Consider the following 15,004-nt stretch of genomic DNA (forward strand, 5'->3'; position numbering starts at 1 on the left):
TCAGCCCAGACTTTTCGACACCTGTTCCCCGACGTCCTTCGACAGGCCGGGCGTGGCCATGATCCGCTCGAGCTGCTCCCGCATCGCTGCTGCGCGTTTGGGTTCGAACCGGCGCCAGCGGCCGAGCGCGGCGACCAGGCGGGCGGCACTTTGCGGGTTGCGGGGATCGACCGCCAGGATCATGTCGGCAAGGAAGCGGTAGCCGCCGCCGGCAAGGTCATGAAAGGCGCGCTGGTTGGCCGCGAACGCGCCGACGAGCGCGCGCATGCGGTTCGGGTTGAGCAAGGTGAAGTCGGGATGCTGCGCGAGCCGCGCGACCGCCGCCGGCGTATCGCCGCGTGTCGATAGCGCCTGCGCGCTGAACCATTTGTCGAGCACCAGCGGATCGGCGGCGAAGCGCGCGTAGAAATCCGCCAGCGCCTGTTCGCGTTCAGGCGAATCGCCATTGGCGAGCACGCCGAGCGCGCCCTGACGATCGGTCATATTGTCGGCGCCGGCAAATTGCTCGTAAGCGAGCCGCGCCGCATCCTCGGCGCCGCTCGCCGCAATATAGCCGAGCGCGACCGTGCGCAGCCGGCGCGCTCCCTTGGCGCTGGGCGTATATTCGTAGCGATTGGCGCGATTGGCCGAATAGGCATCCCGCCACGCATCGATCATGGTCGCGCCGATGGCGGTGCGCAGTGTTTCGCGGGCGCGGGCGATCTTGTCGGGATCGACCTCCGACAATTGGTCGCCGATCAGCGCTTCGGCCGGCAGCAATACCGCCTCGGCCTTGAACGCCGCGTCGAGCGCGGGATCGGTCAGCGTATTGCGCACGGCATCCAGCACCGGCGCGTGATCGGCCTTGCCGAGCGTCACGTCGGCGATGAGCGTATCGAGCATCAATTGCTGCATCGCTTCATAGCGCGCGAACGGATCGTCATCGTGCGCCGACAGGAAGGCGAGTTCGGCCGGGCCGCGATCGGTCTCCAACACGATCGGCGCCGAAAAACCGCGGTTGATCGACAGCACAGGCGTTTCGGCGAGCCCATCGAACAGCAGTTCCGACTTGGCGGCGTCGAGCATGATGAGCTGCTCGCCGCTCATTGGCTTTCCGCTCTGCTCGCCCAACAGGGAAACGCGCAACGGGATCGGCATCGGCTTCTTGTCCGGCTGACCCGGGGTTGGCGGGACGAATTGCTCGAGCTTCAGCCGCGCGCGGCCGCCGGGCGCGTCATGCTCCAGCGATGCCTTCACCCGTGGCGTGCCGGCCTGACTATACCACAAGCGAAACTGGGTCAGATCCGAACCCGTCGCATCCTCCATCGCCCGCACGAAATCCTCGCAGGTGGCCGCCTGGCCATCGTGGCGATCGAAATAGAGATCGGTGCCGGCACGGAAGCCTTCCTCGCCGAGGATGCTGCGCAGCATGCGGATGATCTCCGCGCCCTTGTTATAGACGGTTGCGGTGTAGAAGTTGGAAATCTCGATATAGGATTCCGGGCGGATGGGATGGGCCAGCGGCCCCGCATCCTCCGGGAACTGCGCCGCCCGGAGCGCGCGCACATCCTCGATCCGCTTGACCGCGGGCGAACCCTGATCGGCCGAGAATTGCTGGTCGCGCAGGACGGTGAAGCCTTCCTTGAGCGACAGCTGGAACCAGTCGCGGCAGGTGACGCGATTGCCCGACCAATTGTGAAAATATTCGTGCGCGACGACGCCGGCGATCGCGTCGAAATCGGCGTCGGTCGCGGTCTCGGCATCGGCCAGGACGTAGCGCGAGTTGAAGATGTTGAGGCCCTTATTCTCCATCGCGCCGAAGTTGAAATCGCTCACCGCGACGATGTTGAAGATGGCGAGATCATATTCGCGGCCATAAACGCGCTCGTCCCATGCCATCGACGCCTTGAGCGCGTTCATCGCGTGATGCGTTTTCGAGACATCCTCGGCGCGCACCCAGATGCCGAGCGCGATGTCGCGGCCCGAGCGGGTGGTGAAGGTGTCGCGATTGGCGACAAGGTCGCCGGCGACCAGCGCGAAGAGGTAGCAGGGCTTGGGGAAGGGATCGCGCCACAAGGCGTAATGGCGGCCGCCCGCGCAATCGCCGCTGTCGACCGGATCGCCGTTGGCGAGCAGGATCGGGAAGCGCGCCTTGTCCGCCTCCAGCCGGACAGCATAGCGGCTCAGCACGTCGGGCCGATCGGGGAAGAAGGTGATGCGGCGAAAGCCCTCCGCCTCGCATTGCGTGCAGAGCAGGCCGTTCGATTCGTACAGGCCCATCAGCTTGGTGTTGGCGGCGGGGGCGATCGCGACCTCGGTCTCGATCAGATGATCCTCGCCGGGCAGATCGATCACCAGATCGGCGCCGTCCATGCGCCAGGCATCATGCAATGATTTGCCGTCGACCAGCACGCGCGACGGGTGCAGCCCCTCCCCATTGAGGCGGAGCGGATGGCTGTGCGCGCCATTGCGGCGCACCGTCAGCCGGGCGGTGACCTGCGTCTCCTCCGGATCGAGGCGGAAATCGAGCGCGACCTCGGGCACCAGCCAATCGGGCGGGCGATAATCCTCGCGCTTGATCGGGGCGAGCGGGGCAGCAGCGGCAGACGGGGCATCCATGCCGTGCCTCTATGGCGGATGGGCAACGGATGCCAGCCTGCGGCGCACTGGCCAATCCGCGGGGGATCGGCCTAATTGCCGATCATGGCACGCCTCGTCCTGTTCGGCCCCGGTTATACCGGCGCGCGCATCGCGGCAGCGGTGGACGCGCGGGGCTGGACCGTCGACCGGGTCAGCCGCATGACACCGGCCGCTACCGTGGGCGACTGGCTGCGGCAGGCGACGCATATTGTATCGACCGTCCCGCCGGGCGCCGATGGCGATCCGGTGCTGGACGCATATCACGACGCGATCGGTGGAGTCGGCTGGATCGGCTATCTGTCCTCCACCGGCGTCTATGGGGACACGCAAGGCGCCTGGGTCGACGAAAGCGCCGCGCTCGCCGGACGACGCGGCGGCCGGGTCGCGGCCGATCTGGCGTGGCAGGCGATCGGCGCGCGGATTTTCCGCCTGCCCGGCATTTACGGCCCAGGACGCACCGCGATCGAGCGGCTGCGCGCGGGCCAGGCGCATCGCATCGATCTGCCCGGCCAGGTCTTCTGCCGCATTCATGTCGACGATATCGTGCGCGGCGTGCTCGCTGCGAGCGATCGCGGGCCGGCGGGAGTGTATAACCTGACGGACGATCTGCCCGCCGCGCAAAACGATGTGGTCGAATATGGCTGCCAGTTGCTTGGCCTGCCGGTGCCGCCGCTGCGCACACTCGACCAGCTCGATCTCTCGCCCGCCGCGCGCGCTTTCTACAGCGAGAATCGCCGGGTCGCGAACGGCCGGGCCAAGAGGCTGCTCGGGTGGCGGCCGCTTTATCCGACCTATCGCGAAGGGCTGGCCTCGGTCGTCAGCGAATGAAAGGATGCGAACGCCGGCCAGGGAGTCTGAAATGACCGGCGCACGCAAAATCATAGTAAGCACGCCCGGCGCGCGGTCGAGTCAGAAAAGATACGGCACGCCCAGCCGTTGCTGAATTCGGCCCGACGCACGCACCGCAGCCGGCAGAAGCCAACGCGGTTCGGGCAGGCCGCCCATTTCATCCGAATCGCGCGGCCTTCCCGCTTCTCCTCGGCGCGCGGCGCGCCTAGCATCGGATGATGAACCCGCTGCCCTCCGTCGATATGCTCGGTGCCGATGCCGTCGCCATGCTCGCGCGGCTGATCGCGTTCGACACCACGTCGCGCGATTCGAACCTGGCCCTGATCGAGCATGTCGAAGGCCTGATGGGCCAAGTTGGCGTGGCGACGACCCGAGTGCCCAATAAAGACGGCAGCAAGGCCAATCTGTATGCGACCCTGGGTCCGCCGGTGGAGGGCGGCATCGTGCTGTCGGGGCATACCGATGTCGTGCCGGTGGATGGCCAGGCGTGGACGAGCGATCCCTTCGTGCTGACCGAGCGCGATGGGCGGCTATATGGGCGCGGCACGTGCGACATGAAGGGCTTCATCGCGCTCGCGCTCGCCGCCGCACCGATATTCGCCGAACCGAGGCGGCTCAGCCGCCCGGTCCATCTGGCGCTCTCCTATGACGAGGAGGTCGGCTGCCTCGGCGCGCCGGCGATGATCGCCGAAATCGCGCGCCACCTGCCGAGGCCCTCGGCGGTGATCGTCGGCGAGCCGACCAACATGGAGGTGGTCCACGGCCATAAGGGCATCACCAGCTATTTCGTCACCGTCACCGGCCATGAGGCCCATTCGAGCCTGACCCATCTGGGGCTCTCGGCCAACATGGCCGCGATCCGGCTGATGCACAGCCTGAGCGCGCTCGCCGAGCGGCTGGAGCGGGAGGCGGATCCAGCCTCGCCGTTCGTGCCGGCGCACCCCACGCTGACCATCGGCCAGATTAACGGCGGTACCGCCGTCAACATTCTCGCGCGGGAATGCGTGTTCGTGTTCGACTTGCGCTGCCCGCCCGGGATCGACCCGCAGGCGGTGCTGGCGCCCTTCCTGGCGGAAGCGCGGGCGCTGGATGCGGAGATGAAGGCGCGCTTCCCCGAAGCCGGCGTGCGCGCGGTCCGCCGTTCGCTGACCCCCGCCTTCGCGCCCGAGCCGGACGGCGAAGCCGAGCGCATCGCGCGCAGCCTGGCCGGCGACAATGGTCCGCCCCGCGTGGTGGCCTATGCCGCCGAGGCCGGTCAGTTCCAGGAAGCCGGCTTCTCGACCGTGATCTGCGGACCCGGCTCGATCGAGCAGGCGCACCAGCCCAACGAATATGTCGAACGCGCCCAGATCGAGCGCGGCGCGGGCTTCATGCTGCGGCTGGCTGAGATGCTCGGGAGCTGATGCGAGCGCTAAGAACTGCCCTTGACCCGTCCCTTGGGTCCGCCCCGATAAAGCGGTGAACCAGCAAAAGAGGTGATTCGTGGGCTCCTCCGTAAGCGTGCTGAATGCTTCTGCGGCAGCCCGGACATTGGGCGTCTCGATCAAGGCTTTGCGGCTTTACGAGGCGAACGGCCTCCTCGCCCCGGATCGAACCGGCGCCGGGTGGCGGACATACGATAGCGCGCAAATGGCGCGCGCGCGGGAGATCGTGGCGCTACGCGCGCTCGGTCTCGGCCTCGGCCAGATAAAGCATGTCGTCGACGGCGATGCGCGCCATCTGCAAGCCGCCCTGACGACCCATGGCGCTGCGCTGGAGACCCGCTTCGCCGAACTCAGTGAAAGCATCGCGAAGCTCCGCCGGCTTCAGTCCGATCTCGCTTATGGCAAGCCGGCGGCGGAGGAACTGCCGGCCATCGCCCGGTCGCCACGCGGCCCCGCCATCGCCTTCGACCTGCCGTGGCCATGGGGCGGCGAGCGTTTCGAGCTGCGCGACATTGCCGCGCTGACCTTCATCATCGGCCCGCTCGGCAGCGGCAAGACACGCCTGGCCGAGCGGCTTGCCGAGGCGCTGCCCGAGGCCGCATTCGTCGGGCTGGATCGGCTGGGCAATAAGGGCGCAAGCGCACGGGCGCAGATGGACGCCGAGCCCGCGCACGGCTCGCGGGTCGACCATGCGCTTGCCTGGCTCGCCGGCAACGGCGCGGAAGTTTCGGAGGCGCTGGTTACGCTGGTTACCGCGCTGGAGGCCGAAGGCCCGAAAATCCTCGTCATCGACATGGTGGAACAGGGCCTGGACCGGGCCACGCAACAGGCGCTCATCGCCTATCTGCGCCAGCGCACCGGAAAGCGGCGGCTGCTCTTCCTGATGACGCGTTCGTCGTCGATCCTCGACATGGCGGCCATGGGCAGCGACGAAGCCATTTTGTTCTGCCCCGCAAATCACAGCCCGCCGACGATCGTCGCCCCCTATCCCGGCGCGCCCGGCTATGAAGCCGTCGCGTCCTGCCTGGCCTCGCCCGAGGTCCGTGCGCGCACCGCCGGAGCCCTGGCATGGCGGCCGCAAGCAGCGTGAAGCCCTGTCCAGGACTGGCGCGGCGAAAGAGTGCCGTGCCGGGATTCACTTGGGAGTCCGGATAAGCTAAGGGAAACGAAAGGAGATATCCTGCCATCCGACAGGTCGCCGCGCTTCCCTACAAGACAGATGACAGCGGCGCGGTGAGCGTGCTGCTTATCACCAGCCGCGACACGCGCCGCTGGGTGCTGCCCAAGGGCAATCCGATCCGCGGACTGGCGAGCCACGAGGCGGCCGCGCACGAGGCGTTCGAGGAAGCGGGCGTCAGCGGCATCGCCTGTCCAACCCCGCTCGGCCAGTATGCCTATTGGAAGAGGCGCCGTAACGGGCAGATCAAGCGCGCCACGGTCGCGCTGTTCCCGCTGGCGGTGACCGAGCAGGCCGAGGAATGGCCCGAGCAGGACGAGCGCGATACGCAGTGGTTCGATCTCGCCGGGGCGGCGGCTGCGGTCGACGAACCCGACCTGTCGCGGCTGATCGGCGGCTTCCGCGCACCACGCCGTCCCACTGGACGACGCGAGCGGTTATTGTCATGGGCGCGCAGACAAGGGGAGAATTTGCCGATGCTGCGCTGGTTCCAGGCGCTCATGCCCAAGCAGGGCCGCTTCTTCGACCAGTTCGAGGATCATGCCGCGACGCTCGTCGCCGGCGCGGACGCGCTCGCGCGCCTGCTGCAGGGCGGGCCGGACATCGCGCTCCACGTCAAGGAGATCTACGACCGCGAGCATCAGGCGGACGATATCACGCGCGACGTGCTGCAGGACGTGCGCCGTATCCTGATCACGCCGTTCGACCGCACCGCCATCACCGGCCTGATCGCGGCGATGGACGACGCGATCGACCAGATGAACGGCACCGCCAAGGCGATCACCTTGTTCGAGCTTAGCGATTTCGAGCCGCAGATGCGCGACATGAGCGGGATCATCGTCGAGGCGGCGCGCGTCACGTCAGAAGTCATGCCCCTGCTGCGCTCGATCGGCGACAATGCCACGCGTATCCTGGAACTGACCGCGCGGCTGGTGCAGCTGGAAGGCCATGCCGACGAGATCCACGATGCCGGCCTCAAGGCGCTCTACAAGGCGGCCGAAGGCGACGCGCGGCCGATGGCGTTCATCGTCGGGCGCGAAATCTACAGCCATCTCGAGCGCGTCGTCGACCGGTTCGAGGATGTCGCCAACGAGGTCCAGGGCCTCGTGCTCGACCACGCCTGAGCGATAAGCGATTTGGCGCATATCCCCATCTTACTGCTGTTCGGACTGATCGGCATTGCCTTGCTGTTCGACCTGCTGAACGGGCTGCACGACGCCGCCAATTCGATCGCCACCGTCGTTTCAACGCGCGTGCTCAGCCCGCAGGTCGCGGTGTTCTGGGCCGCCTTCTTCAATTTCATCGCTTTCCTGGTGTTCAACCACAGCGTCGCCCACACGATCGGCAAGGGCACCATCTCGATCGACGTGATCGACGCGCAGGTGATCTTCGGCGCGCTGATGGGCGCAATCACGTGGAATCTGGTGACCTGGGGCCTCGGCATACCGTCCTCGTCCAGCCATGCGCTGATCGGCGGTTTGATCGGCGCGGGCACGGCCAAGGGCGGCATGGCCGCGATCATCTGGTCGGGCGTCGGCAAGACGGTGGCGGCGATCTTCCTGTCGCCGCTGATCGGGATGGGCTTGGCGCTGATCATGGTGCTGATCACCAGCTGGCTATTCGTGCGTCAGACGCCGGCCGCCGCCGACCGGCTGTTCCGAAAGCTGCAGCTGGTTTCGGCCGCCGCCTATTCGCTCGGCCATGGCGGCAATGACGCCCAGAAGACGATGGGGATCATCACCGTCCTGCTCTACTCGCAGGGCATGCTGTCGGGCGAATGGCATATCCCCTTGTGGGTCGTGATCTCCTGCCAGGCGGCGATGGGCATCGGCACGCTCGTTGGCGGCTGGCGCATTGTCCATACGATGGGATCGAAGATCACACGCCTGACGCCGACCCAGGGCTTCTGCGCAGAGACCGGCGGCGCGATCACGCTGGCGCTGGCGACGATCGGCGGTATCCCGGTTTCGACCACGCATACCATTACCGGCGCGATCGTCGGCGTCGGCGCGGCGCGGCGCATGTCGGCGGTGCGCTGGAGCGTCGCCTCCAGCATCGTCGTCGCCTGGTTCGTGACCCTGCCGGCGGCGGCTTTGGTCGGCGCGGCTTTTTACGAGCTGACCCGGCTGTTCTGAGCACGATCGATCACCTAAACCGCTCATCCTGAGTAGGGATCGAGTAGCTGCGCGAGCAGCGTATCGAGAGCCCGTATCGAAGGACGCTGCTTCGATACGAGCCCTCGATACGGCCCTATGGGCCTACTCGGCCCCTACTCAGCATGAGCGGAATGGGACGAAAGCTAAGGGATTCACGCGGACTCGGATGCGGTGTAGGATGCGGCGATGACGCCCGCGCTCTCCGTGACCCGCTCAATCCTCGGCCAGCCATGGCGCTGGCGCGGGCTGGAAGGCGAGCGCCGCGACGAGGGATTCGCACCCGATGATCTGGTGACGCAATTGCTGCTGTCACGCGGCGTTGCGCGCGACGCGCTCGAACGGCATCGCATCCCCACGATCCGCGGCTTCATGCCCGATCCCTCCATCTTCCGCGACATGGACGTCGCGGCCGAGCGGCTTGCCGCCGCCGTGCTGGAGAAAGAGCCGGTCACGATCTTCGGCGATTATGACGTCGATGGCGCCACCTCCGCCGCCCTGCTGATCCGTCTGCTGCGCGATCTCGGCCTCGATCCGCAGGCCTATATCCCCGACCGGCTGATGGAGGGTTACGGCCCTTCGGGAGAAGCTCTGGTCAGGATCGCGCGCGGCGGGGCGCGGCTGATCGTCACGGTCGATTGCGGCGCACAGGCATTTGACGCGCTCGACATGGCCGCGGCGGAAGGCGTGGACGTGATCGTGGTCGATCATCATAAATGCGCGTCCGAGCTGCCCAAGGCGTTCGCGCTGGTGAATCCGAACCGGCTGGATGAGGAGGAAGGGGCGGCCCACGGCCACCTCGCCGCGGTCGGCGTCGCCTTCCTGCTGGGGGCGGCCCTCATCCGCACCTTGCGCGCGCGCGGCTGGTTCGCCGACCGGCCCGAGCCGCGCCTTATCGACCTGCTTGACCTGGTGGCCCTGGGCACGGTCGCCGATGTTGCCCAGCTCAGGGGGCTCAATCGCGCCTTCGTCGCGCAAGGGCTCAAGGTAATGGCACAGGGCCGCAATATCGGCCTGACGGCGCTGGCCCGCGCCGCGGGCCTGACCAAGGCGGTGACCTGCACCGATCTCGGCTTTGCGCTCGGCCCGCGCATCAATGCCGGCGGCCGCGTCGGCAAGGCCGATCTCGGCGTGCGGCTGCTCACCACCACCAGCGAAAGCGAGGCGGAGGAGATCGCGACCGAACTCGACCGCCTCAACGTGGAACGCCGCGCGATTGAAACCGCGGTGACCGAAGCCGCCGAAGCAATGGTGCACACGCAAGGCAATCGCGCGGTGGCGATCATGTCCGGTCCAGGCTGGCATCCCGGCGTGATCGGCATCGTCGCCGGCCGCCTCAAGGAAAAGCTCGGCCGCCCGGCGATCGTCATCGCGATCGATGGCAACGGCATCGGCAAGGGCTCGGGCCGATCCATTTCCGGCGTCGATCTAGGCGCGGCGGTGCTCGCGGCCAAGGATCTGGGCCTGCTCATCGCTGGCGGCGGCCATGCGATGGCAGCGGGACTGACGGTCGCCGCCGACAAGATCGAAGCGCTCGCCGACTTCCTCGACCAGCGCCTTGCCAACGACGTCGCCCTATCGCGCGACGACCGCGCTTTGCTGCTCGACGCGGTGCTGAGCTGCGGCGGTGTCGCACCGGCACTCGTCGAGGCGCTGGAAGCCGGCGGCCCCTATGGCGCGGGCTGGCCGAGCCCGCGCGTCGCCGCTGGGCCGGTGCGCGTGATCAAATGCGATGTCGTCGGCAATGGCCATGTGCGCGCGGTCGTGGCGGGCGAGGACGGGCGCTCGATCAAGACGATCGCGTTCCGCCAGGCCGAAAGCGCGCTCGGCCAGGCCCTGTTGGGCGCAGGCCCGCATCGCCGCCTGTGGCTGGCCGGACGCGCCCGCATCGATCTGTGGAACGGCGGCGGCCAGGCGGAATTGCATATTGATGACGCCGCCTGGGCAGATTGACGGGGCCGAAGCGTCGCCGCCGATTGACCTCTTTGTTTCCCACCCCTAAGCGGACGCCCGGATGGCCCCTTCGTCTAGCGGTCTAGGACGCGGCCCTTTCACGGCTGAAACACGGGTTCGATTCCCGTAGGGGTCACCATCCACTGCCGAAAACGGCACGTGCGCGCGAGATTCGCGAAAATCACAGATTCAGCCGCGCGTTGAACCCGCCCGAGTTCGCGACGCGAGTAGTGGTCGGCGGCAAGCGTTCCAATGGGGAAGGCGCCTTCAGCCATGGGCTTCGCTCGGAAGGCCTTTGATCTGGAAGGTGAGTCGAAAGATCGAGCCCCCTGAAGGATTGGGGCTGTAGGTGCATTCCGCGCCCATCGTCTGCGCAAGTATCTTGACGATGTAGAGGCCGAGACCCGATCCTCGCGACCCACTCGGCGGCGGCGTCGAACCGCGTCGGAACTTGGCGAACAGCATCGGGCGCTCCCCTGCGGGTACGCCAACCCCGTGGTCCTCGATTTCAATGAAGGCATGGGCATCCGCAAGACCGGTGACGACCCGCACGGCCGAGCCTTTGAGGGAGTAGCGGACCGCGTTGGACAGCAGATTGTCCAGTATCTGCCCGATATTGTCGGCGTCTCCCCAGGCAAGCACCGGCTGATCGGGGATTATGGTCTTGATGGCCACGCCGGCCGCGCGCGCCAGCGGTTCCACCCGCTGCACCGAAGCTGTCAAAAGGACGCCCAGGTCCTTGCACTTGATCGCCGGCGCCGCACGTCCCTCAACTTCATGCGCGTCGAGCAGGCGTCCGACCAATGCCAGCATCGCCGTGACGGAGCCGCCCGCCGCGTCGAGCAGGCGGAACATTCCCTCCGGCGATGCGGGGGGCCGGTGCCGGGCCAAATCAAGCAGGTTGGCGAGACCGAATAACGGGCTGCGCAGGTCGTGCGCCGCGATCGCCATCAGGTCGTTGAGTTCGCTTACCTGGCGGCTCAGGGCCGCATTCCGCTCCGCGATCTGGCGGCGTTGGAGGCGGCCGACTTGCTGAATGCGATCGATGCCACTTCGCGCGAAGCATCCCGCCAGGACAGCGAAGCCGGTGTTGGTCAGCGGGAAGACCTTGCTGAGCAGCGGAAGGTCGAGTGACGACAGCCAGGTAACGTAAAAGGCATAGGTGGCTACGCCGATGGCGATGAATCGCCGCGGCGGTATCATGTAGAATGCCGATACGGTGAGGAATGTCAGCGAGTAACCGCTGGTGAGCCGCCCCTCGAGCCCGGCAAGATAGCCGGCTCCGCTGGAGCTCAGCAGTGCGAAAATCACGAAGGATTCGACCAGGAATGGCGGTCCGTGCGTGCGCGAACGCTGGGCGCGCCGAGCGAGAAACCAGAAGATGGGCGCGCAGACCAGCGCGACGGCGATGAGGCCCCACATGGCGGCGACATTGCGGACCAGATTGACGGAGATTTCGACGGCGGCAGCGGCCAAGGCAATGAGCGAACCGAGTTCGACGCGGCGATAATCGACGCGGATATCGTCCTCGCCATGGGGCAAACGATAGCCGGCACGGGGATCCAGAATGTGATCCTCGGGAAGGACGCTGTCCGGAAGGGTTTTCGCCGGGGAATCGGGCCAAGCCTCTCCGGTCGCCTTCCGGCTGCCCGCTTCGTCCGCGGCGACCGGCTCGCCCGGCGGGTGCAAATGTTCGACATCCGCGGTCATGGCTTCTGTCCAATCAGTGATCCTGGATGCTGAAGTTGTCGAGCCAGGCTTTTTTTAGACCATCGCGATCCTTCAGCGGCTTTCCCAAATAATTTGGCCGTTCCTTGCAAGCTTGAATGAGACGCCGAACCGTTCACGCAGATCAAACAGGCTCTGGCAAAGGGTGAAAAAAGCTAATGGTCGAAGTTGAGCACCAGTTCGGCAGCGCCGTTGCGGGTTGACGCATGTACCCGGTCCGCGAGGCGCACGATCAGCAAGGCGGATAATCGGGCACCAGCTGCAATGAGCGCGTCGCTGTCATCTTCATCGAGCAACGCCACCGCATCGACCGGCCGGTCGGTGAATATCGGTGCGACCCCGGGATAGCAGAGACGGCAGGCCAGGTTGAATTCGTCGAAGGTCACCACGAGCCGCACGGGCCCCCGGCGAAGCGCCTCGGCATCGATCGCTTCGAGCGCCTCCCCCACGGCCATGGCGGCACGCATCACCACTTCGCGCCGCGCGCCCCAGACTTTGCCGTTATGCTCGATGAACGATGCCGCTTCGGCGGTCGGATGCGTTTCCGCGAGAGCGGTTTCCGCGGATCGCTTAACCCCGATCCGAAACAGGGCATTGAGCGCGATCGCCGCAATCGAGCCTATCGTAAGCCCCGATCCGACGATCGCCTGACTCCACAGCGGAGCACCTTGGACGAGGTCGGGCGACAGCATGATCGCGGTCCCAAGCACCACGGACAGCCCGACCGTGTAAGTGCGTTGGGGGTTGAGCAGGCGCGAGAGGACAAGGTCCATGCCCGCCACGATCATGAAGGCGGCCGTATAGATCAGGATGCCCCCGATAACCGGTTCGGGAGTCATCACGAGTAACGCGGGAATGACCGGCACGAACGCGACCAGGCAGATCGTAGCGCCCGCCACGAAGCCGACATGACGGGACATTATACCGGTCGAATTGGCGAGCCCGATATTGGCAGCCGACGAACCGCCGGTGAGCGTGCCGGTAAGACCGTGGAGGAAATTTTCGATCCCCATGGTAACGACGGAACGGGCCACCATCGGCATATCGGCCCGGCGCCAATGCGCGTCGTTCAGCTTGTCCAGCGTCAGCACACCGGCAAACTGGTCCATCGCCGAGAGCAATTCGGTAAGCAGAATTGCGGCGACGGCCGTCGGCACGAAGCTTGGCAAAGGCAGGCTGCTGGAGATGATCGGCAAGGTCATCGCGGGAAGATCGGCTATGCCGCGCAAGGCTGCGGGATGGGCGACACCGGTCAGCACTGCCACCACCACGCCGGCCACCATTCCGATCAGCACTGCCATGGTGCGCAATTGGCGCGTGCCCCACACCGACAAGCCAATGATACAGGCGATTGTCGTCACCGCGGCGAGGACAGCCCACCCGGAAGAATGCATATTAGTGCTCACCGCGACGCTGCGCCGTACCCCGCCCGTCACCATGGACAAGCCAAGCATCAGGACGACCACGCCGATCACCTCCGGCGGGAATATGGCGCGCATTCTGGGAAGCCGGCGCGCCAGCGCAATGACGACGAGATTGGCGATCATGATGGCACCCATCGCGGCGCCCAGGCCGTAATGAACGACCACGGAGGTGTAGGCGCCGAGCGTAATGATGTTCGGCACCGAAACCAGCGGCACCCCGGGCGTCAGCCGGCTGCGCCACGCCTGCAGCATGGTTCCGATGCCGAGCACGAAGAAACACGATCCGGTATAATGAACCAGCGCCGGGCCGGTGAGCCCGATCCCCCGGCCGGCGATCACCGTATAGATACCGAGCATCAGCGCCAGCACCGCATGCTGCACACCGACCGAGACGAGCGTAAAGGTCGGCGGTCGTTCGTCGAAACCGTAGACGATCTCTTCCGGCTTCGTCCGGCGCGAAGGAGCCACCGGCGGCAGCAGCCAGGCCAGTTGCCGCATCAGGCTGCCGCAGCTGCCGCTGCGCGGTCCGGATAAATCGAGAAGATCGCGGAGAAGCCGCTAATGTCGAACACCTCCTGCACATTGGGGTGGAGCGTACAGAGCAGCAGCCTGGCCGATCGCGCCTTGGCTTGCTTGGCTGCCTTGAGCAGCACGCGCAGCCCGGCGCTGCTGACATAATCCAGTCCAGTCATGTCGATGATCGTCGCGGCCGAGGCGCTCGCATCCTCGCCCAACCGCGCGTCGAGCAGGCTGGATGTTGTACTATCGAGCCGGCCCCTGAGCACGATGACAGGAAATTCTCCGGCTCGTTCGTCAGCGATCTGGATTGACATGATCATTCTCCGGAACGGCTCGGCCAGGAATCTGGTGCGCGAGCGTGAAGTGGTTGTGACCGTCCTGGTAACGATAGCCGACCTCATCCATCAGCGTGCGGACGAAGTGGGTGCCGAGCCCGCCGATCGCGCGATCCTCAAGCGCCGCGTGCAGATCCGGCGGCCCGATCCCGAGCGGATCGAAGGGCGGACCATCGTCGACGATCGTCCCGCGAAGCCAGTCGCGCCCGAGCGCCAGCGTCACGGCGATCGCGTGATCCGGTGCCTCCTTCAGCCCATGGATGACGATATTGGTGATGAGCTCGTCAAAACAGAGATTGAAGAGATGGGCGCTGCGGGCCGGCAGCCCATGGAGCTCACAAAAGGATTCGACCGCCGCGGCCAGACGCGCAATCTCATCCAGGCGGCTGGCAAGCACCAGTTCAAGCCGGGCCGTGCTGCCAATGTCTCCCGCGACCGCCATAGTCAGGCGGGGCTCCCCGTCAGCGCGGCGATCTTCGAAAGCAGCCGCTCCAGATCGACGGGCTTGGTATCGTAATCGTCCGCTCCGGCGGCAAAGGCCCTTTCGCGATCGCCGTCCATGGCATGCGCGGTCAGGGCGATGATGGGGATGGCCCGGGTCGCCGGGTCGGCCTTGACCTGACGGGTCGCCTCCCAGCCGTCCATCACCGGCAGGCTGAGGTCCATCAGCACGATCCCGGGCGTTTCCGCTTTGGTCAGCGCCACAGCTTCGGCCCCATTCACCGCGAAATGGAGCTCGTGGCCGCGCCGCTTGAGACGCCGTCCCAGCATCTCGCGATTCTCGTCATTGTCCTCCACCAACAGGATACGCAGGCTCACGTAC

General features: G+C 66.3%; 12 protein-coding genes and 1 tRNA gene. 7 read left to right on the forward strand and 6 right to left on the reverse strand.

Features of this window, described 5'->3' with window-relative positions; genetic code table 11:
- Complete coding sequence (pepN, locus tag DX905_RS08080) at positions 1 to 2,598, reverse strand: aminopeptidase N (RefSeq protein ID WP_116090903.1); 2,598 nt, start codon at positions 2,596 to 2,598, stop codon at positions 1 to 3.
- Positions 2,599 to 2,682: 84 nt separating this feature from the next.
- Between pepN and DX905_RS08085 the strand changes: the two genes are divergently transcribed.
- From DX905_RS08085 to DX905_RS08115, 7 genes are all read left to right on the forward strand, one after another.
- On the forward strand, positions 2,683 to 3,447 hold the full coding sequence (locus tag DX905_RS08085) for a Rossmann-fold NAD(P)-binding domain-containing protein (RefSeq protein ID WP_116090904.1): 765 nt from the start codon (positions 2,683 to 2,685) through the stop codon (positions 3,445 to 3,447).
- 239 nt (positions 3,448 to 3,686) lie between these two features.
- A complete protein-coding gene (gene argE, locus DX905_RS08090) occupies positions 3,687 to 4,871 on the forward strand; it encodes an acetylornithine deacetylase (RefSeq protein ID WP_240320780.1) in 1,185 nt (394 codons plus the stop codon).
- 79 nt (positions 4,872 to 4,950) lie between these two features.
- Complete coding sequence (locus DX905_RS08095) at positions 4,951 to 5,982, forward strand: MerR family transcriptional regulator (RefSeq protein ID WP_116090906.1); 1,032 nt, start codon at positions 4,951 to 4,953, stop codon at positions 5,980 to 5,982.
- 95 nt (positions 5,983 to 6,077) lie between these two features.
- Positions 6,078 to 7,193 carry a DUF47 family protein gene (locus DX905_RS08100; RefSeq protein WP_116090907.1) on the forward strand — a complete coding sequence of 372 codons (1,116 nt, stop codon included), beginning with the start codon at positions 6,078 to 6,080 and terminating at the stop codon, positions 7,191 to 7,193.
- Between the two features lie 12 nt (positions 7,194 to 7,205).
- Complete coding sequence (locus DX905_RS08105; RefSeq protein WP_116090908.1) at positions 7,206 to 8,204, forward strand: inorganic phosphate transporter; 999 nt, start codon at positions 7,206 to 7,208, stop codon at positions 8,202 to 8,204.
- Between the two features lie 207 nt (positions 8,205 to 8,411).
- Positions 8,412 to 10,175: a single-stranded-DNA-specific exonuclease RecJ gene (gene recJ / locus DX905_RS08110; protein WP_116090909.1), complete on the forward strand. Its 1,764-nt coding sequence runs from the start codon at positions 8,412 to 8,414 to the stop codon at positions 10,173 to 10,175.
- A 63-nt stretch (positions 10,176 to 10,238) separates the two neighbouring features.
- Positions 10,239 to 10,314 (forward strand) — tRNA-Glu (locus DX905_RS08115).
- 128 nt (positions 10,315 to 10,442) lie between these two features.
- Here DX905_RS08115 and DX905_RS08120 read toward each other — a convergent pair.
- The 5 genes from DX905_RS08120 to DX905_RS08140 form a co-directional block, all read right to left on the reverse strand.
- Positions 10,443 to 11,885: a sensor histidine kinase gene (locus DX905_RS08120; protein ID WP_116090910.1), complete on the reverse strand. Its 1,443-nt coding sequence runs from the start codon at positions 11,883 to 11,885 to the stop codon at positions 10,443 to 10,445.
- Between the two features lie 173 nt (positions 11,886 to 12,058).
- On the reverse strand, positions 12,059 to 13,825 hold the full coding sequence (locus DX905_RS08125; RefSeq protein ID WP_116090911.1) for a uracil-xanthine permease family protein: 1,767 nt from the start codon (positions 13,823 to 13,825) through the stop codon (positions 12,059 to 12,061).
- Positions 13,825 to 14,160, reverse strand: a complete 336-nt coding sequence (locus DX905_RS08130; RefSeq protein ID WP_240320781.1) for an STAS domain-containing protein — start codon at positions 14,158 to 14,160, stop codon at positions 13,825 to 13,827. Before DX905_RS08130 ends, DX905_RS08125 begins: the two co-directional genes overlap by 1 nt.
- Complete coding sequence (locus tag DX905_RS08135; protein ID WP_116090912.1) at positions 14,141 to 14,623, reverse strand: ATP-binding protein; 483 nt, start codon at positions 14,621 to 14,623, stop codon at positions 14,141 to 14,143. The genes DX905_RS08130 and DX905_RS08135 overlap by 20 nt, the downstream gene beginning before the upstream one ends.
- A gap of 2 nt (positions 14,624 to 14,625) precedes the next feature.
- Positions 14,626 to 15,000, reverse strand: coding sequence for a response regulator (locus DX905_RS08140; RefSeq protein WP_205412214.1), 375 nt, complete (start codon positions 14,998 to 15,000; stop codon positions 14,626 to 14,628).
- Between the last annotated feature and the right edge of the window lie 4 nt (positions 15,001 to 15,004).

It is taken from the genome of Sphingomonas crusticola (genome assembly GCF_003391115.1).
GTDB lineage: Bacteria > Pseudomonadota > Alphaproteobacteria > Sphingomonadales > Sphingomonadaceae > Sphingomonas_I > Sphingomonas_I crusticola.